This is a genomic window from Roseivirga echinicomitans, from assembly GCF_001592935.1.
Classification (GTDB): Bacteria; Bacteroidota; Bacteroidia; order Cytophagales; family Cyclobacteriaceae; genus Roseivirga; species Roseivirga echinicomitans.
Genome location: NZ_LRDB01000012.1, coordinates 146,372 through 163,537, shown reverse-complemented (window position 1 = coordinate 163,537; position 17,166 = coordinate 146,372). Strand labels below are relative to the sequence as shown.

General features: G+C 38.3%; 18 protein-coding genes. 12 read left to right on the top strand and 6 right to left on the bottom strand.

Annotated elements, in window-relative coordinates:
• Positions 1–72: 72 nt before the first annotated feature.
• The 6 genes from AWN68_RS09590 (at position 73) to accC (ending at position 4,537) form a co-directional block, all read left to right on the top strand.
• Complete coding sequence (locus tag AWN68_RS09590) at positions 73–612, top strand: YceD family protein (protein ID WP_068414622.1); 540 nt, start codon at positions 73–75, stop codon at positions 610–612.
• Positions 613–643: 31 nt separating this feature from the next.
• Positions 644–835, top strand: coding sequence for a 50S ribosomal protein L32 (gene rpmF / locus AWN68_RS09585; RefSeq protein ID WP_084362819.1), 192 nt, complete (start codon positions 644–646; stop codon positions 833–835).
• A gap of 185 nt (positions 836–1,020) precedes the next feature.
• Positions 1,021–2,019 carry a beta-ketoacyl-ACP synthase III gene (locus AWN68_RS09580; RefSeq protein ID WP_068414614.1) on the top strand — a complete coding sequence of 333 codons (999 nt, stop codon included), beginning with the start codon at positions 1,021–1,023 and terminating at the stop codon, positions 2,017–2,019.
• Between the two features lie 52 nt (positions 2,020–2,071).
• The gene (efp, locus tag AWN68_RS09575; protein ID WP_068414611.1) at positions 2,072–2,635 is read left to right on the top strand and encodes an elongation factor P; all 564 of its coding nucleotides are present in this window, start codon (positions 2,072–2,074) and stop codon (positions 2,633–2,635) included.
• Positions 2,636–2,666: 31 nt separating this feature from the next.
• The gene (accB, locus tag AWN68_RS09570; protein ID WP_068414608.1) at positions 2,667–3,131 is read left to right on the top strand and encodes an acetyl-CoA carboxylase biotin carboxyl carrier protein; all 465 of its coding nucleotides are present in this window, start codon (positions 2,667–2,669) and stop codon (positions 3,129–3,131) included.
• A gap of 62 nt (positions 3,132–3,193) precedes the next feature.
• Positions 3,194–4,537 carry an acetyl-CoA carboxylase biotin carboxylase subunit gene (gene accC / locus AWN68_RS09565; protein ID WP_068414606.1) on the top strand — a complete coding sequence of 448 codons (1,344 nt, stop codon included), beginning with the start codon at positions 3,194–3,196 and terminating at the stop codon, positions 4,535–4,537.
• Positions 4,538–4,604: 67 nt separating this feature from the next.
• Here accC and AWN68_RS09560 read toward each other — a convergent pair whose 3' ends face one another.
• Positions 4,605–5,168: a DUF3109 family protein gene (locus AWN68_RS09560; protein WP_068414603.1), complete on the bottom strand. Its 564-nt coding sequence runs from the start codon at positions 5,166–5,168 to the stop codon at positions 4,605–4,607.
• A gap of 1 nt (position 5,169) precedes the next feature.
• Positions 5,170–6,009, bottom strand: a complete 840-nt coding sequence (locus tag AWN68_RS09555) for an FkbM family methyltransferase (protein WP_068414600.1) — start codon at positions 6,007–6,009, stop codon at positions 5,170–5,172.
• 126 nt (positions 6,010–6,135) lie between these two features.
• Between AWN68_RS09555 and AWN68_RS09550 the strand changes: the two genes are divergently transcribed.
• Entirely contained in the window at positions 6,136–6,912 is a 777-nt protein-coding gene (locus AWN68_RS09550; protein WP_068414597.1) for a glycosyltransferase family 2 protein, read from the top strand.
• A gap of 1 nt (position 6,913) precedes the next feature.
• On the top strand, positions 6,914–8,578 hold the full coding sequence (locus AWN68_RS09545; protein WP_068414594.1) for an ArnT family glycosyltransferase: 1,665 nt from the start codon (positions 6,914–6,916) through the stop codon (positions 8,576–8,578).
• Between the two features lie 14 nt (positions 8,579–8,592).
• On the opposite strand, the gene AWN68_RS09540 is transcribed toward AWN68_RS09545, so the two are convergent.
• From AWN68_RS09540 to AWN68_RS09530, 3 genes are all read right to left on the bottom strand, one after another.
• Positions 8,593–9,258 carry an FkbM family methyltransferase gene (locus AWN68_RS09540; RefSeq protein ID WP_172796055.1) on the bottom strand — a complete coding sequence of 222 codons (666 nt, stop codon included), beginning with the start codon at positions 9,256–9,258 and terminating at the stop codon, positions 8,593–8,595.
• A 210-nt stretch (positions 9,259–9,468) separates the two neighbouring features.
• Positions 9,469–10,776, bottom strand: a complete 1,308-nt coding sequence (ahcY, locus tag AWN68_RS09535; protein WP_068414589.1) for an adenosylhomocysteinase — start codon at positions 10,774–10,776, stop codon at positions 9,469–9,471.
• 64 nt (positions 10,777–10,840) lie between these two features.
• Positions 10,841–11,599 carry a biotin--[acetyl-CoA-carboxylase] ligase gene (locus AWN68_RS09530; protein ID WP_068414586.1) on the bottom strand — a complete coding sequence of 253 codons (759 nt, stop codon included), beginning with the start codon at positions 11,597–11,599 and terminating at the stop codon, positions 10,841–10,843.
• A 55-nt stretch (positions 11,600–11,654) separates the two neighbouring features.
• On the opposite strand from AWN68_RS09530, the gene rsfS reads away from it, so the two are divergent.
• The 4 genes from rsfS to AWN68_RS09510 all read left to right on the top strand — a co-directional run bounded on the left by rsfS (position 11,655) and on the right by AWN68_RS09510 (position 15,799).
• Positions 11,655–12,002 carry a ribosome silencing factor gene (rsfS, locus tag AWN68_RS09525; RefSeq protein ID WP_068414583.1) on the top strand — a complete coding sequence of 116 codons (348 nt, stop codon included), beginning with the start codon at positions 11,655–11,657 and terminating at the stop codon, positions 12,000–12,002.
• Positions 12,003–12,072: 70 nt separating this feature from the next.
• Positions 12,073–14,148 carry an ATP-dependent zinc metalloprotease FtsH gene (ftsH, locus tag AWN68_RS09520; protein WP_068414580.1) on the top strand — a complete coding sequence of 692 codons (2,076 nt, stop codon included), beginning with the start codon at positions 12,073–12,075 and terminating at the stop codon, positions 14,146–14,148.
• Between the two features lie 96 nt (positions 14,149–14,244).
• Positions 14,245–15,006 (top strand): UDP-2,3-diacylglucosamine diphosphatase, encoded by a 762-nt coding sequence (locus tag AWN68_RS09515; RefSeq protein ID WP_172796054.1) that lies wholly within the window; start codon positions 14,245–14,247, stop codon positions 15,004–15,006.
• Positions 14,996–15,799 carry a hypothetical protein gene (locus AWN68_RS09510; protein WP_157716153.1) on the top strand — a complete coding sequence of 268 codons (804 nt, stop codon included), beginning with the start codon at positions 14,996–14,998 and terminating at the stop codon, positions 15,797–15,799. Before AWN68_RS09515 ends, AWN68_RS09510 begins: the two co-directional genes overlap by 11 nt.
• Here the strand turns inward: AWN68_RS09510 and AWN68_RS09505 are convergent.
• Complete coding sequence (locus AWN68_RS09505; RefSeq protein WP_068414574.1) at positions 15,796–17,133, bottom strand: TolC family protein; 1,338 nt, start codon at positions 17,131–17,133, stop codon at positions 15,796–15,798. The two genes, AWN68_RS09510 and AWN68_RS09505, sit on opposite strands and share 4 nt — an antisense overlap.
• Positions 17,134–17,166: the final 33 nt, after the last annotated feature.

Sequence of the window (17,166 nt, the reverse complement as noted above, 5' to 3'; positions counted from 1 at the left end):
AATAAGCAAACACTGTTTTATGATTCAATTGAATTTTCATACCTTTGCAGTCCTGATTTTGAGGGGAGATATTTGAAACCAATCAGAAAATACGAAATACAGATCTTTAAGCTCAACACTGGGCTGCATGATTTTGAGTTTCTGTTAGATGATGAGTTCTTTGAATTATTTGACAATGACATGATTAGCAAAGGGAAACTGACGGCTAACATTTCATTGAACAAGTCTGAAACAATGATCCATACCATATTTCGCATCAAGGGTTCTATAGAACTCGAGTGCGACAGAAGTCTAGATTTGTTTGATTTTCCGATTGACTTGGAGAGACCGTTCATCTATAAGCTTGGAAACGAGCATGAGGAATTGTCGGATGAAGTAGTGGTAATACCACGCGACACCCAACAACTGAACGTGGCCTCCATAATGTTTGAATTTATAGGACTTGAAATCCCCATGAAAAAGCTTCACCCACGCTTTCAAGAAGAAGACGATGATAGTGAAGCAGAAGTACTCATGATATATTCTTCGGAAGATGATGAGGAGAATGAAGATCAGGAAAATGAAGAATCAATAGACCCACGTTGGGCTTCTTTGAAGAAATTGAAAAAATAAAGAATAGCGAAAGCTATAAAACTGTAGAAAAATGGCGCATCCTAAAAGGAAAATCTCGAAAACCAGAAGAGACAAACGTAGAACTCACAAGAAATTACATGGCAAAGCTTTGGCTATTTGCCCTACTACGGGAGAAATGCACTTACCTCACAGAGCTTTCTGGCATGAGGGAAAACTTTACTTCAAAGGTAAAGTAGTAATAGAAAAAGAAGTTTTAGCCTAAGTTCAACTTTTGGCTTTTGAATATTTGCTCCTGAATCAACATTCAGGAGCAATATTTATTTATAGACACTTCATTTGCCCATCCTAAGGTTTCATTCAATCTATTATTTGAATCTGAAGCTTGAACCCTTATATTGGCAGATTATTTAGAAATAAGGATGGTGTATTCCATTCCAAAAACATTGGATGACTAAAATCAGAGCTAAAATCTCAGGAGTCAATGGTTGGGTGCCAGACTACGTTCTCACGAATAAAGAGTTAGAAACAATAGTCGACACCACTGACGAATGGATAACTTCCCGCACTGGCATTAAAGAACGAAGAATATTAAAAGGAGAAGGTCAAGGTACCTCCGTATTGGGGATTCAAGCGGTAAAAGGCTTGCTCGAAAAAACCAATACCGACCCTTCTGAAATTGATCTTCTGATCTGTGCCACAACCACCCCCGACATGATGTTTCCTGCCACTGCAAATATTATTGCAGATGCCATCGGAGCTACAAACGCCTTCAGTTACGACCTACAAGCGGCCTGTTCAGGGTTCATTTATGCTGTAGTTACAGGTAGTCAGTTTATTGAAACAGGTAAATACAAAAAAGTAGTCGTGGTCGGTGCCGACAAGATGTCTTCTATTATAGATTACAATGAAAGAACCACCTGCATTATTTTTGGAGATGGTGGTGGAGCTATTCTATTAGAACCAACCGAAGAAAATGTTGGCGTCATGGATTCTATTCTTCGATCTGATGGATCGGGAGCACAACACCTTCATATGAAAGCCGGAGGAAGCCGCAAACCAGCTTCGCACGAAACCATCGATAACCGCGAGCATTACGTTTACCAAGAAGGGTCTGCTGTTTTTAAATTTGCAGTAACCAATATGGCGGATGTTTCTGCCGAAATCATGGCTAAAAACAACTTGGATGGTGATGACGTTACATGGTTAGTCCCCCATCAGGCGAACAAAAGAATTATAGACGCTACAGCAAGGCGTATGGAAATTGGTGAAGACAAAGTAATGTTGAATATCCATAAATACGGTAATACTACCAGCGGAACCATTCCTCTTTGTCTTTGGGACTACGAGAATCAATTAAAAAAAGGGGATAATCTTATTTTGGCCGCATTTGGTGGCGGATTTACCTGGGGCGCTATTTATTTAAAATGGGCATACGACCCATCATAATAATCCCGAAGGATCAGAATTGTATATTTGTAAATTAGTTTGAAATAAACGCATGGCAAGTACAGCAGATTTTAAAAACGGTCTTGTAATTGAATACAATCATGACCTTTACGCAATCACCGAATTCCAGCATGTTAAGCCGGGAAAAGGACCTGCATTCGTAAGAACAAAACTAAAAAGCATTAGAACGGGTAAAGTATTAGACAATACTTTTACCTCTGGTGTTAAAGTAGTAACAGCAAGAATTGAAAAAAGACCTCATCAGTTTCTCTACATCGATGACTACGGGTATAACCTAATGAATTCGGAAACTTTTGAACAAGTTGCTGTACCTAAAGAGTTAATCAATGCACCGCAACTGATGAAAGATGGACAAGAAGTTGATGTTCTGTTTCATGCGGAAACAGAGTCTGTACTAAGTGTTGAGTTACCAGCTTATGTAGAACTTGTTGTAACTTACACCGAACCTGGTATTAAAGGAGATACGGCTACAAACGCTACAAAAGCAGCAACACTGGAAACTGGCGCTGAAATCCAAGTCCCCTTATTTATCAATCAAGACGACAAAATTAAAGTAGACACTAGAACAAATTCATACGGTGAGCGTGTAAAATAGCCCACTATCCCAACGAAATAATCGAATTGTTATGAATGCGAAAGAAATCAAGAACATGATCGACTTTATTGCCAAATCAGGTTTGGCTGAAGTCAATATTGAAACTGAAGAGTTCAAAATCAAAGTTAAAAGAGACACGGAAGGTAGAGTAATTACTACACCAGCAATGCCTCAACAAGCAGCAGCACCTGTAGCGGCAGCACCTGCACCACAAGAAACAGCAGCGTCTGCGCCTGCTAATGATGAATCGAGCAAGTACATTCAGATCAAATCACCAATGATTGGTACTTTTTATCGTTCACCAAAACCAGAAGACCCTTCCTTTGTGAATGTTGGAGATTCAGTATCTGTTGGAGACAGAGTTTGTATCGTAGAAGCCATGAAACTTTTCAACGAAATTGAATCTGAAATCTCAGGTACTATTGTTAAAGTATTGGTTGAAAACGCATCACCTGTAGAGTACGATCAGCCACTATTTTTGGTGGATCCTGCTTAAAAATTTGGTTAAGGGGCCTTCAAAGGCCCTCAATTATTTCTCAACCTAAAATATCTATTGTAGTGTTTAAAAAGATATTAATTGCCAACAGAGGCGAGATTGCCCTTCGTATTATAAGAACATGTAAGGAAATGGGCATCAAGACCGTAGCAGTTTACTCTGCGGCTGATAAAGACAGTCTCCATGTTAGGTTTGCTGATGAGGCGGTGAATATTGGCCCCGCTCCTTCCAATCAGTCTTACTTGAAAATACCACACATTATCTCTGCTGCTGAAATTACAAATGCAGATGCGATTCACCCAGGATATGGCTTTCTTTCAGAAAATGCTGAGTTCTCAAGGGTTTGTCAAGAATACGGCATTAAATTTATTGGTGCTAGTCCTGATATGATTGACAAAATGGGTGACAAAGCCACGGCTAAAGACACCATGAAAAAGGCAGGCGTACCAACCATTCCAGGCTCTGATGGTTTGCTCAAATCTGTGGCGGAAGGTTTAAAAATTGCAAACAAAGTCAAATACCCTGTAATCTTAAAAGCTACTGCTGGTGGCGGTGGTAGAGGTATGAGAATTGTAAAAGACGATTCTCAATTTCAAAAAGCTTGGGACGATGCCAGAATGGAATCTGCCGCAGCCTTTGGTAACGATGGCCTTTATCTTGAAAAATATGTAGAAGAACCACGTCACGTTGAAATTCAAATAGTTGGCGATAGCACCGGACGTGCTTGCCATCTTTCAGAAAGAGATTGTTCTATCCAAAGAAGGCATCAGAAGCTAGTAGAAGAAACCCCTTCGCCTGCGGTTAATCAAGAGCTAAGAGAAAGAATGGGCGCTGCGGCTGTAAAAGCGGCTGAGTCTATTGGTTATGAAGGCGCTGGAACTGTAGAGTTCTTATTGGATAAACATGGTGATTTCTATTTTATGGAAATGAACACCCGTATTCAAGTAGAGCATCCAATTACTGAAGAAGTAACCAGCTTTGATTTGATCAAAGAACAAATTAAAGTAGCAGCAGGTGAAAAAATTTCAGGAAAAAACTATTTCCCTAATCTCTATGCGATGGAATGCCGAATCAATGCTGAAGATCCTGCACATGGCTTCAGACCAAGCCCAGGTAAAATAACCAACCTTCATACCCCAGGTGGGCATGGCGTAAGAATTGATAGCCATATTTACGCTGGCTACACTATTCCGCCTAATTATGATTCAATGATTGCCAAGCTAATCGTAACGGCCCAGTCACGCGAAGAAGTATTGGTGAGAATGAAGAGGGCTTTGGAAGAATATGTAATTGAAGGTGTTAAAACCACCATTCCATTCCATATCAAACTAATGGACGACCCTAAATTCAAATCAGGTCAATTCACTACGAGCTTCTTAGAGAACTTCGATTTTACAGGAATGTAGGAACAGTATAACATAAGAGTATTATTGAAGGTCACTTTTGTTCTCAAAAGTGACCTTTTTTATGGGCTTATTTTCCTTCAATTTCTCCACAGAGCTCCCTATACCAAGCTTCCCCATATTTCCTTATAAGGGCGTCTTTGAGGAATTTATAAACGGGTACTCCGAGCTTTTCGCCCAATGTGCATGCTGCAGAGCAAATAGACCAACGATCATAATTGAGTGCCTCGTAATGATCGTATTTAGTGATTCTTATTGGGTAAAGTTCGCATGAAATCGGCTTCTTAAAAGTGGTTTTTCCATCACGGTAAGCCTGCTCTATTCCACATTTCAGAATTCCCTTTTCATCATAAATAGAAAAGGCACATTCTTTATTACCAATGGTTGTGGTAGAATAATCACCCTCAAAATCCATGATGTATGGCCCTTCCTTTTCTATCGCTTTCAAACCTTCTTCACTTAGGTAAGGCTTAACCGCTTCAAAAGCATCTTCTAATTCCTTCAACTCATGATCTTCAAGTGGCGCACCTAAGTCTCCTTCTACACAACATGCACCCTTACAGGCATCAAGATCACATACAAAAAGTTGTTCTTTTATGTCGTCACTAATTACCGCGTTCTCTACTAGGATCATATTAATTTGGAATGGCTATTATTTCGAAATGCTTTTTAATACTCATGGTGTCTTTTGTTAACTTCACTCTTTTTGCAGTATCTACAAAGCCATCCGACAAATAATGAATATCATTCATGTAAACCGTATAACCATGTTTTGCCATAGCGTCATACAGTTCTTCTCTTTCTTCCTTGGTTAATCTTTTATAACACTCTGCCATAATATTCGGCCTATAGGTTGATATCAGATTACTCAAGCCATTTAGGATATCCTTGTCATAACCTTCTGCATCTACTTTTAATAAAGACAGTTGAGATAATCGATCAGCATAGTTTTCATTCAAAAACTTCTGGAGATCTCTTCCCTCTACTTTCAGTTCGTAATTGTGTTTGTGCTTTCTGTTCTTTATTTGAGAGAGAAACCCCCCGTTACAGAATGATGCGTCTGAATAGTTAAATACAAACTCTCCATCCTCTATCGTTGCTGCAAAGGGTAACGGAACAATATTGGTGATTTCTTGATTCAATTTAGAGTTTTCCTCTAGTATCTTATACACATATGGATTGGGCTCCAAACCTAGAACAATACCCTTTTGACCAACCGCCAAAGCCATTGGAACTGTGGTATCACCAGTATGAGCACCTATATCAATAATCATTTGCCCTTCCTCAGCAAACTCCTTATAAAAATTAACCTGAGATTTAGTTACAGACTTCGGTCCTTCAAAAGGGTGCAGCCATTGAGCATACTCGACACGACCATATTCATCAATATCGAATTGTTTTATTTTATGGCCATACTCCTTGAAGGTAGATTTAATAGCTTTTTTTGCCTTACGCTTCTTGAAAAAATCGAGCATCAATTATGGTTTAGAATCAAGATTCAAATTTAGTCAAAATAATAAGAAGACAACTCACACTTAACTTCCCTGATTTTCCATACAAGGAAAGTAATTAGCCTTCAATTCACTATTTTTGTGCAGTCTATGAATGAAAGTAATACGAAAGTCAGCGGTTTAGTAATCACTTATAACGAGGAGCATAATATAGCAAGATGCTTAGAGTCGCTTATTGAAGTATGTGATGAAGTCATTGTTGTCGACTCTTATTCAACTGATAAGACTAAATCAATATGTCAATCCTTTGATATCAAGTTCATAGAACACCCTTTCGAAGGCCACATTCAACAAAAAAATTACGCAGTGTCACAAGCTAATAATGATGTGGTATTATCGTTGGATGCGGATGAAGAGCTAAGTAGCGAACTAAAAAAGTCGATCAAGCAAGCGCTTTCAAATTGGAATAATGAAGCGTTATCTTTCAACAGGTTCACTAATTATTGTGGGAAATGGATAAAACATTCTGGTTGGTATCCTGACACAAAAATACGATTGTGGAATAAGAAAAAAGGAGCATGGGGAGGAGTTAATCCCCATGATTCAGTCGAGTTAGAAAATGGAGTTAAGGTTGAACACATCAATGGCGATTTGCTTCATTACTCATATTATACAATTGAAGAGCATATAGTCAGGTCAGCGAAGTATGCCAAAATAGCAGCTAAGGCATTTCATGAAATGGGTAAAAATCCTTCATCATATAAAATGATTTTCAGCCCTCTGTTCAGGTTTACCCGAGACTATTTTTTAAAATTGGGAATACTGGATGGGTTTTACGGTCTGATTATTTGCTCAACAAATAGCTACACTACTTTCTTGAAATACGCATACCTTAGACAACTCAACTTGGGGAAAAAGATTGATTAGCATGAAAAAAATAACCTCTTTGCTCTTTTTTGAAGCTAGTCACAAACAACAATTACGATTTCTTATCACAGTAATTGCCCTGTTCTATTTTTACAATTTCAGTGTTAATGATATCTGGACTCCAAATGAAAGCTTTTACGCGGAATCGGTAAGAGAAATGTTTGAAAGTGGGGATTTTGTTGACATTCAATACAACTACCGACCAAGGTATAATAAGCCACCTCTTACCTATTGGGCCATAGCTTTAAGCTCATCCATTTTCGGTTTAAATGAATTTGGAATTAGACTACCCATGATACTCATGGCCTTAGGCTCCATTTGGCTCACCTATCTTTTAGGGAAAAAAATATATGGCCCAAAGGCAGGGCTTTACGCGATGTGTATAATGGGTGTTAGTGTACAGTTAATTGCAGTTAAACAGTACGCTTCACCTGAAGTGCCTTTAACGTTTTTCTTCACGCTAACTATGTATTGGTTCATTAGGGCCCACACTGAAAAAAGGAATAAATACTATTATTTAGCATATGTAGCGCTGGGCCTAACAGCACTCACCAAAGGCTATCCATATATTGTGGTGATTGGAGGTATTGTAGGGCTTTATCTGCTTTTAGACAGCCAATTCAACATAAAAGTATGGTTTAAAAAACTGCTTCAAATCAAGCTTCACATCGGTATCCCGATTGTTTTAATAATAGGTTTGAGCTGGGTAATTTATATGTACTTCACCTATGGTCAAGACTTTTGGGAAATTTTTCAACATGAAACGTTTGAGCGCGCTTTCACTCGAAACGAAAAAAGTATGCGCCCATTTTTTTACCTCGAAGTGATCTCTTGGAGCATTCTACCCTATTCCTTGGCCTTCTTTGTCGCGCTTGGCTATTATCTTTTCAACTATAGGAGCATGAGAAAGGAAATTGGATTTGCCTTTTCGTGGTTCATAGTGATGTTCATTATTTTCACTGCAGCAAAAGGCAAAATTCCTACCTATTTCATTCAGGCTCATCCGCCAATGGCATTGATATTAACTGCCTTTTTAATTAACAAACCTCAGCTCAGCAAGCCATTCAATTTTATAAGACTCTATTCCTTTCTTCTGCCCAGTCTGCTGATTTTAGGAGCTTCCTTTGTTCTAGTTTATTTATTCTCGCTTTCGGTAGCCTGGTACATCGTACCATTATTAGTCTCTATTCTCATATTCTATCTTTTAAGAAATAAAAGAGAAGACAAGGTTCAGTCTCAAATGATTGCCATACCATTCTATGCTATAATTGGGGTCTATATTCTTTTAGGTGCTTATTTAAAGCCTCTAGAATCATTTAGGCCTTACAAAAGCATAGGGGAAATTATAAGATCAAATGAGAGTATTGATGAAAAAACTCCACTTCAAATTGACGGAACACTCATTCACAACATGCCATTTTATGCGGAGCGTAAGATAATAAGACAAGACACTCTGGATAATATTATTCAATATGCCAAACCAACTCTAGCCCTAATAAGGGAAGAGCACATGAATGAATTTACAGACGCAGAAATTCTTTGGGAAGGCTATATATATGATTTTGCGAGTGAGTCTCAGTTTGCCAAATTTATAAAAGCGAGCTTAAAGGCTGAAAAAGGTGACTACTCTGACTTTGCTATTTTCAAATTAATCTATCGCCAGTAGTGGCAAAGAGCATTTCAATTCCAGGCCCAAATGTAACCGGTATCCTTCTTACTTTCCTCTTTCAAATTCCACCCTTTTAATTTCAAATACTTAACCAATGAGCCATGGTTTTCTGAGAAGTCATTGCCATAGTGAGTCTCAATACTCATCATCGAAATTTTCGCTAAGTCTTGATCGGGCATAGTATACAGAATAGAATACTCAGACCCTTCACAGTCTAACTTCAACAGATCTATCTTATCAAGATCGTTAGATTTAATCACATCAGATAAAGTAAGAGTTTCAACATTAATTTCGCTGGCTTTTCCCCCCTCTTTAAAAACACCTGCCATGGTCGAAAACCCATCTAAAGTACTTGTATATAAGGTTAAACCATTTGAATGGTCGGCAATTGCTTTATTCTCAATTACCCAATTCACATTCTTATATTCCTGTTGATACGTAAGTAATTGAGCATAATTAAAAGGCATTGGCTCAAATGCTATCACTTTGGCCTGAGGGTACTTGGAGAATATATTAAGGCTAAAAAAACCCACGTTAGCTCCAATATCAATTACTAAGGGGGATTTTTTGAGTCCTCTATCTATCGGGAATCCATCAAAGTAAATATTATCGAAAAAGCTCTCTTTAAAAGGAGGAAGCATTTGGCGCTTGACATTTATATCAAAACCATTTCTCATTTTAAAATTGAACTCAGGCTTTTTAGATGATTTAAAAACCAGAAATTCTTTCCAGTTCTTAAAGTTACCGATAAGGGATCTATACCTTCTAACTTTACTTCCAACCTTACCCATTGAGCTACTTTTTAAAGATGAAAATCTTCTGACCCGTCCAGAAACAAAAAAAGCCAGTATAAAACTAGCTTTTTTTTTATTCTATATAAATTTTACTTAGTATCTGTATTGTTCAGACTTATAAGGCCCTTCAACCGTTACACCAATATATTCAGCTTGTTCAGTAGAAAGAGTTTCAAGTTCAACACCGATTTTCGCCAAGTGTAGTCTTGCTACTTTTTCATCCAAGTGCTTAGGCAATGTGTAAACCGCATTTTCGTAAGCGTCTGAGTTTGTCCAAAGTTCTAACTGAGCCAAAGTTTGGTTCGTAAAAGAGTTAGACATTACAAACGATGGGTGACCTGTGGCACAACCCAAGTTTACTAGACGTCCTTCAGCCAAAACGATAACATCATTTCCATTGATATTGTATAAATCAACTTGTGGCTTAATCTCGATTTTGTTGGCACCGTGAGTTTTATTCAACCATGCCATATCGATTTCATTATCGAAGTGACCGATATTACATAGAATGGTTTTATCCTTCATGGCTTCAAAATGCTTGCCTTGAATGATATTGTAGTTACCTGTGGCAGTTACAATGATTTGAGCTCTTGGAATAGCATCCGCCATTTTTATCACTTCATAACCATCCATAGCCGCCTGAAGAGCACAAATTGGGTCAATTTCAGTAACAATAACACGAACACCAGCTCCACTCAATGAAGCTGCAGAACCTTTTCCAACATCACCGTAACCTGCTACTACTGCAACTTTACCAGCAAGCATTACATCAGTAGCACGTCTGATGGCATCTACTAATGATTCTTTACATCCGTATTTGTTATCAAATTTAGATTTAGTAACAGAATCATTCACGTTAATAGCAGGCATTGGTAATGTGCCCTTTTTCATTCTTTCGTAAAGTCTGTGAACTCCAGTAGTTGTTTCTTCAGAAAGGCCTTTAATGTCCTTTACCAATTCAGGGTATTTATCCAATACCATGTTAGTCAAATCACCACCATCGTCAAGAATCATGTTCAAAGGTTTTCCGCCCTCAAATGCAAACAAAGTTTGTTCGATACACCAGTCAAACTCCTCATCATTCATGCCTTTCCAAGCAAAAACAGGAACACCTGACTTCGCTATAGCAGCAGCAGCATGGTCTTGTGTAGAGAAAATATTACAAGAAGACCAAGTTACTTCGGCACCAAGTGCAGTCAAAGTTTCGATCAGAACGGCAGTTTGAATTGTCATGTGAAGACAACCAGCAATTCTTGCACCTTTTAGAGGCTGTGAAGCACCAAATTCTTCTCTTAATGACATTAAACCAGGCATTTCAGCCTCGGCCAATCCAATTTCTTTTCTACCCCAATCACCAAGGGAAATATCTTTTACTTTGTACTCTAATCCCGTTTCTAACATATCGTTTTTTTATTTGCGCTGCAAAGATACCACATGCCTTTATAAATTTCAAAACTAATGGCACTCAATACAAAAATTCAACCTCCTTAAAGTCAAAGGACTGTACCCCTTTTGCCGTTTCCATTACTAGCCTGCCAGTTTCTTCGACATCTATTATTTTACCATTAAAGAGATATTCTGTTCTATATTTTCTAAATTTCTGAAAGCCAAAAAGATGCTGCAAATACTCTTCCTTTAACTCTTCCTTCTTTCCAGACTTCAGTTTCAAATAGTAATACTCAAGTGATTCGATTAGCTTTTCAAAAAGCTCAGGTAAGGAGTTCATTGATTTAGTCACTTCAAAAAGCGAGGTTGCCTTTTCTAAGCCTACACCTTGTTGATTGATATTTATACCCATTCCCACAACTGACCATTGAATAGAACTTCTTTGCAAAGTGTTTTCTATCAATATCCCTGCAATTTTCTTCTCATTCAGAAGTACATCATTAGGCCACTTTACTTTTGCACCTTGCTCATTCACGTAAAACTCTATCATTCTTCTCACGGCCAATGAAGTGATGATATTCAAATAGAATTGATCAGAAGCCAGAAGAAAACTAGGTTTTAAAATAATACTCAGTGTTAGATTAGACCCCGAGTCAGATTTCCAGTTGTTTCCTCTTTGCCCTCTGCCTTGAGTTTGGTGGTCAGTAATCACTATCAACCCTTCTCGATTGTCAGGTTTCTTTAGCATTTGCAAGGCAATATCATTCGTTGAATGACAACTTGGCATGTAAATCACTTCTTTCCCTAGAAATAAAGTTTTAGCAAGGATTTTGTACAACAGATTTTCGTAGTTTTGACTGCAAATAAATAACAATTTAGACACAAAAAACTGAATGACTTCAGAAGAACTGAGCCAGATTATTATAAAGGGAATGGAAGAACGTAAAGCAGAGGACATTAAGGTCCTTGATTTACGTGAAGTGAAAGGCTCGATTAGCGATTTTTTCATTATTTGCTCAGGCAATTCTGATACCCAACTACAAGCCATAGCCGAATCTGTTGAAAAAGAGGTTAAAGAGGCCCATGGCGAACGCCCGTGGCGCAAAGAGGGATTTACTAACAGAGAATGGATTCTTCTCGATTACGTAAGCAATGTTGTACATATTTTCAAGCGAGAGAAAAGAGATTTTTACGCACTTGAAGATCTTTGGGGTGACGCAAAAGTGACCTCAATCGGATAATCAAAAGTTGTTTTAACTTTATAGGTTAGTCCTCGTTTAAAGAAAGATTTTAATTTTATAAAAAATAGAAATGCCAGATAGTCCAAGAAAGAAGAACATCATTCCAAAAGCAGGAGGCAAAAAGCCAAACAATCAAGTATGGATATTCATTTCCTTGATTATTGTGGTATTTTCCATTTCCATTTTCAGTAACCAAAGCACAGGCGTTATCATTACTATGAAACGCTTTGAGGACATGGTGAAGAGCAAGGATGTCCAAAGCGTAGTGGTTATTACCAATCAAAAAACAGTTGAAGTCACTCTAAAGAATGAGGCCCTTCAAAATGCCAAATATAAAACTGAATTAGAAAATCAAGATTTCTTCAGTTTTGGAAATCAAGGACCTCACTACATAATAAAAAACATTCTATCAGCGGAAGATTTTAAGGACGATTATATATCTTTTGTTGAGAAAGAAAAAATCCCTGAAGACGAAGTTGTTAGGGTTCAGTTTGATGAAAAAACAACGTTTTTCGAACTTCTTGGGTCCTATGGTTTTCTTATCATTATTGTATTATTCTTCTGGTTAATGATGAGAAGAATGACAGGCAACTCTGGCCCTGGTGGACAAATATTTAATATTGGCAAATCAAAGGCTGCTTTATTCGATGCCGATAACAAAGTAAAAATCACTTTTGACAATGTAGCTGGACTAGACGAAGCAAAAGAAGAAGTTCAAGAAATTGTAGAATTCCTTCGCAACCCTTCCAAATTTACCAAGCTAGGAGGTAAAATACCTAAAGGAGCATTGCTTGTTGGCCCTCCAGGAACCGGTAAAACTTTATTGGCAAAAGCGGTAGCTGGCGAAGCAGCTGTGCCTTTCTTCTCGCTTTCAGGTTCAGATTTTGTTGAAATGTTCGTTGGAGTTGGAGCAGCAAGAGTAAGAGACCTTTTCAAACAAGCCAAAGAAAAAGCACCTTGTATTGTTTTCATAGATGAAATTGATGCCATTGGTCGCTCTAGAGGTAAAGGTCAGATGCCTGGTTCTAATGACGAAAGAGAGAATACATTAAACTCTCTTTTGGTTGAGATGGATGGTTTCGCAACAGATTCAGGCGTAATTATTCTAGCAGCCACCAATAGGCCAGATGTACTCGATCAAGCCCTTTTAAGACCAGGCCGTTTTGATAGACAGATAAGCATAGATAAGCCAGATTTGGTGGGCCGTGAAGCCATTTTCAAAGTGCATCTCGCACCAATCAAAATGGACAAAGACATTGATGCTAAGAAGCTAGCAGCCCAAACTCCAGGCTTTGCAGGAGCAGAAATTGCCAATGTTTGTAACGAAGCAGCTTTGATTGCGGCACGAAGAGATAAAAAAGCTGTTGATATGGATGATTTCCAGCATGCGATTGACCGTGTGATTGGAGGTTTAGAAAAGAAAAACAAGCTTATCTCTCCAGAAGAAAAGAAAATTGTGGCTTACCACGAAGCTGGTCATGCCGTGGCAGGCTGGTTCTTGGAACATGCCGATCCATTGGTGAAAGTAAGTATTGTACCAAGAGGAGTAGCCGCATTGGGTTATGCCCAATACCTACCAAAAGAGCAGTTCTTATATCAAACTGAACAGTTGATGGACGAAATGTGTATGACATTAAGTGGTAGAGCTGCGGAAGAAATTATTTTCAACAAAATATCAACGGGAGCACTGAGCGATTTAGAGCGCGTAACCAAAGTGGCCTACAGCATTGTAACCGTGTATGGCATGAATGACAAAATTGGTCATGTTTCATACTATGATTCAAAGCAATCGGAATACAACTATAGCAAGCCATACTCTGACGCTACGGCCAAAACAATTGACGAAGAGGTTAAGAAAATTATTGATGAGGCTTACCAACGTGCAATCAAATTATTGACAGAGAAGAAGGATAAACTTGAAATCATTGCTCAAAAATTACTCGAGAAGGAAATTATATTCCAATCCGATTTGGAGGGACTGATAGGCAAAAGGCCTTTTGAAAAGCAAACTACTTATGCTGCTTATACTTCTCCTAATGGTCAGGAAAAAGAAAAACTAGCCCCAGATCCTGAGAAGGCAAGCTCTGAGGTTGAAGCAGACTCAAATAAAAGTGATGACGCTCCAAGTACTGAAGACAAGAATTAGTCTTTTATAGAAAATTTGAAATTGAAATCAGGCCAATAGTGCCTGATTTTTTTATTTATGAATACTTTGCAATTTTGAAGTTGCATTAACGTAGCCATGAACATCAACTTAGCCACAGGCAAAAAAGCTTATTTCGCATCCGATTTCCATTTAGGGGTTCCTTCATTTGAAAAGAGCCTTGAAAGGGAGCGAAAAATTGTAAGGTGGCTCGATTCTATTTCGAAAGATGCACAAGTAATATTTCTGGTAGGTGACCTTTTCGATTTTTGGTTTGAATATAATTCCGTTGTTCCAAAAGGCTTTACCCGATTCTTGGGCAAATTGGCTGAACTTAGTGATAGAGGCATTGAGCTTGTGATTTTTACCGGCAACCATGATTTATGGATGTTTGGTTATTTAGAGCAAGAGCTGAATGCTAAAGTAGTTAAAGACCCCATCGACATCACGATCAATAATTATTCGATGCTCATTGGCCATGGCGATGGACTCGGGCCTCATGACAAAGGTTATAAATCGTTGAAGAAGATATTTACTAACCCCTTCTTTCAATGGTGCTTTCACAGACTTCATCCTAATTTAGGTATTGGTTTGGCTAATTACTGGTCTAGAAAAAGTCGAGCACAGGGGCATGAGAAAGAGCAAGAGTTCTTAGGAGAAGGAGAATGGCTTTGGGCTTATGCTAAAAAGAAAGAAGCGCAAAAACACCGAGACCTATACCTATTCGGACATAGGCATTTACCTCTTGACCTAAAGGTAGGAGAAAACAGTAGATATGTTAACTTGGGGGAATGGATCAACAACTATACCTATGGAGAGTTTGATGGCCAAAATTTCAACTTCAATACTTTTGAAGCTTAAGCTTACCTTATTCATATTAATCTTTTCCCACCCTCTTGCATACACGCAAGATTGGAAGAAATTAGAATCGGTCACACTAAAAAATCCGGCAAACCTAGTTTCAATTGATCGCCAGAGTAACCTCTATGTGTCTTCTCTCAACGGGTCAATAGACAAGTACAACTCAAATGGTGAGTTTCAATCACACTACTCTCCTACCAAGAGGTCTACTCCCCGCATCATAGAAGCGTGGCAAGGGCTTAGGGTCTTTGCCTTCTATAAGGACTTTCAAGAATACTCGTTTTTTAACCGGTTCCTTGTTGAATCTGAGCGATACAAATTTGGCAATCAGCAAGTCGTTAGCAACTCCAGTCTTTCTACCATAGCAGCAGACAATAACATTTGGGTACTAGACGCCCAGGCGCTTAGCTTAAAGAAAGTAGATACTAATAATAATGAAGTAATTTCAGATACCAATTTGAACTTAGTTCTTAAAAACAAGAATCATGACTTTTCCTACATCAGGGAATACCAAAACTTACTCTTCATTAGCGACAATAAAAATGGGGTGCTTGTCTTCGACAATATTGGTAATTACTTAGAAACACTTCCTCTATTCGGCCTCAACTTCTTCAGCTTTAAGGACTCCGCCTTAATAAGTATTCAAAATGGGAACGTCCTATATTTTGATATCTACACTAAACAAAAAAAAGAGGTCAGTTTACCTGACCCCTCTTACACTTTTGTTCTAATGGAAAACAAACGAGTGTTTCTTTTTACAAGTACTACACTCGATATTTTTGAGATAAACTAGTTTTGGTTATTCATTTCGCCAGTATAGATATCTAGAATTAACTGGCGGAATAAGATACTGTATTTGGCCTGCACCAGTTGTAGCTCCCCAGTATTCTTTCCATTCAAGCTCGTTAAATAAGTTACAAAATCAATTGTCCCATTCTCGTAACGGCTTTTTGCAAATTCAAATGCCATTTCCAAATTCACCAAGCTTTCTTTAGCAGCGACAAACGAAGTTTTGGCATTCACTAAATCCAAATATGCTCTTTGCACCTGATTGGTAAGGTTATTCTTTACTTGCTGCAAACCAATCTCTGAGTTTAAAACCTGAATCTTGGTTTGTTGAACTCTCGTACGGTTTTGGAAATTACTAAAAATGGGGATACTCAAATTTAAACCAGCCCCTTTATTTACGTTGTTCTCCATTTGAGTAGATACGTCCACAACGCTACCATCTTGATTTCTCAAGTTGGAAGTCCAGCCAGAACTATAACTAGCAGAAGCACTAAGCCTTGGCATCCACGCGTATTGAGCCATTTTGAATGATTTCTTGGTAGCTTCTAAGTTCAGCTCTGAAGCTTTAATTGCTGGTGAATATGCTAAAGATTTCCCTGAAACCTCCTCGAAATCTGTGATTTGAGCTTCCAAATCGGCATCTTCGGCAGAGATACCTTGAAAACGAAAATCCTCAGTGGGATCCAAAAGAAGTAGTTGTACCAAGACCAACTCACTGGATTTAAGTTGATTATTCAACTCAACAATCCTTAAGTTTTGCTGTGCTACTTGCGAACGGAAGTTGTAAACGCGCTCCATATCACCTACACCTGCCTTCTCTCTTTTTTCCTCTCTATCAAGCTGCTCCTTTAGTAAACCGAAAGTCTGATCAGCAATCTTAAGGTTTTCCTGAGTAGAAACAACCTGAAGGAAAGCTCCTACTACACTCCCTTCAATCGTTTGAATATTACTCTCTATTGTTTGCTCATTAGCCTCTAACAAGAGCTTACTCCTACTCAATTCTAAGTTTTTACTAAAGCCTCCAAAAATTGTCACTGAAGCACCAATTGATGCGCTTCCGCCCAACGTGGTTGTATTAACCCTGGTTCCCGAAGTTTGGTCAAAAGACAATCCTTCGCTCCATCGATGACTTGCTCCAGCACTTAAGTCGGGTAAAAAATTAAATTTACTTTGTGTGTACCCAGCCCTAGCACTAATAGCTTCGTTTCTGGCTCTTTTAATATCCAAGTTGTTATCAAGTGCTATTTGAATACATTCATCTAAGGTAAGTACTCGCTGAGCGCTTAGAGAAGTAACCAAAAACACAGTGAAGAAAAGGGTGTAAAATAATTTTTTCATCGTTCGAGTTTTCTATCCACAAGGCATTATTGA

What these genes read in the sequence shown, in the direction of transcription:
- rpmF (WP_084362819.1), top strand. Translation starts at nt 644, where the DNA reads ATGGCGCATCCTAAAAGGAAAATCTCGAAAACCAGAAGAGACAAACGT.
- AWN68_RS09580 (WP_068414614.1), top strand. Translation starts at nt 1,021, where the DNA reads ATGACTAAAATCAGAGCTAAAATCTCAGGAGTCAATGGTTGGGTGCCA.
- efp (WP_068414611.1), top strand. Translation starts at nt 2,072, where the DNA reads ATGGCAAGTACAGCAGATTTTAAAAACGGTCTTGTAATTGAATACAAT.
- accB (WP_068414608.1), top strand. Translation starts at nt 2,667, where the DNA reads ATGAATGCGAAAGAAATCAAGAACATGATCGACTTTATTGCCAAATCA.
- AWN68_RS09560 (WP_068414603.1), bottom strand. Translation starts at nt 5,168, where the DNA reads ATGATCCTAGTAGAGAACGCGGTAATTAGTGACGACATAAAAGAACAA.
- AWN68_RS09555 (WP_068414600.1), bottom strand. Translation starts at nt 6,009, where the DNA reads ATGCTCGATTTTTTCAAGAAGCGTAAGGCAAAAAAAGCTATTAAATCT.
- AWN68_RS09550 (WP_068414597.1), top strand. Translation starts at nt 6,136, where the DNA reads ATGAATGAAAGTAATACGAAAGTCAGCGGTTTAGTAATCACTTATAAC.
- AWN68_RS09545 (WP_068414594.1), top strand. Translation starts at nt 6,914, where the DNA reads ATGAAAAAAATAACCTCTTTGCTCTTTTTTGAAGCTAGTCACAAACAA.
- AWN68_RS09540 (WP_172796055.1), bottom strand. Translation starts at nt 9,258, where the DNA reads ATGAGAAATGGTTTTGATATAAATGTCAAGCGCCAAATGCTTCCTCCT.
- ahcY (WP_068414589.1), bottom strand. Translation starts at nt 10,776, where the DNA reads ATGTTAGAAACGGGATTAGAGTACAAAGTAAAAGATATTTCCCTTGGT.
- rsfS (WP_068414583.1), top strand. Translation starts at nt 11,655, where the DNA reads ATGACTTCAGAAGAACTGAGCCAGATTATTATAAAGGGAATGGAAGAA.
- ftsH (WP_068414580.1), top strand. Translation starts at nt 12,073, where the DNA reads ATGCCAGATAGTCCAAGAAAGAAGAACATCATTCCAAAAGCAGGAGGC.
- AWN68_RS09515 (WP_172796054.1), top strand. Translation starts at nt 14,245, where the DNA reads ATGAACATCAACTTAGCCACAGGCAAAAAAGCTTATTTCGCATCCGAT.
- AWN68_RS09505 (WP_068414574.1), bottom strand. Translation starts at nt 17,133, where the DNA reads ATGAAAAAATTATTTTACACCCTTTTCTTCACTGTGTTTTTGGTTACT.